The sequence below is a fragment of the Vibrio genomosp. F10 str. 9ZD137 genome (assembly GCF_049974785.1).
Classification (GTDB): Bacteria; Pseudomonadota; Gammaproteobacteria; order Enterobacterales; family Vibrionaceae; genus Vibrio.
Genome location: NZ_JBNGCJ010000168.1, coordinates 1 through 569 on the forward strand (window position 1 = coordinate 1; position 569 = coordinate 569).

The 569-nt window shown below is 49.4% G+C and carries 1 protein-coding gene; it reads left to right on the forward strand.

The genetic code is table 11. The features are described from left to right. On the forward strand, positions 1-569 hold a 569-nt coding region (locus ACP45E_RS02115; RefSeq protein ID WP_141707186.1), incomplete at both ends, for a glycosyltransferase.

A 569-nucleotide genomic window follows, 5' to 3' on the forward strand; every position in this document is an offset into this window, starting at 1 on the left:
GGTCTGGCAGCGAGATTGGCGTCTGTTCCAATAAGAATTCACACCGAGCATGATGTTTGGCACTTAAACAATGTTAAGCACCGTCGTCTTGAAAGAGTCGCGTTAAACATCTCAAAACCCCAGTTGGTCGCCGATGCGGATCAGGTTAAAAACGCCCTGCTGAACCACTTCTCATACGAAAACACCATCACGATTAAAAATGGAATTGACGGTGATAAGTTCCAGCCAGGGTCAATGGGTGTGGCTCGTAAACACTTCCACCTGCCGAGTGATAAAACACTGATCGGTTGCGCGGGCCGCTTAGAGCACGTTAAAGGCCACGACCTCGCGATTGCTGCACTCTCTTACTTACCACGCAGCATTGAACTGGTGATTGCAGGTGATGGCAGCCAGCGTCAAAAACTGGCACAACTTGCTAGACAATACGCAGTGAGTGACCGCGTCACATTTTTAGGGATGGTGGATGACATGCAACGATTCTACCAAGCTCTGGATATATTCTGCATGCCATCACGCTCAGAAGGCTTTCCACTCTCTCCTCTTGAAGCGCAAGCCTGTAACGTACCAAC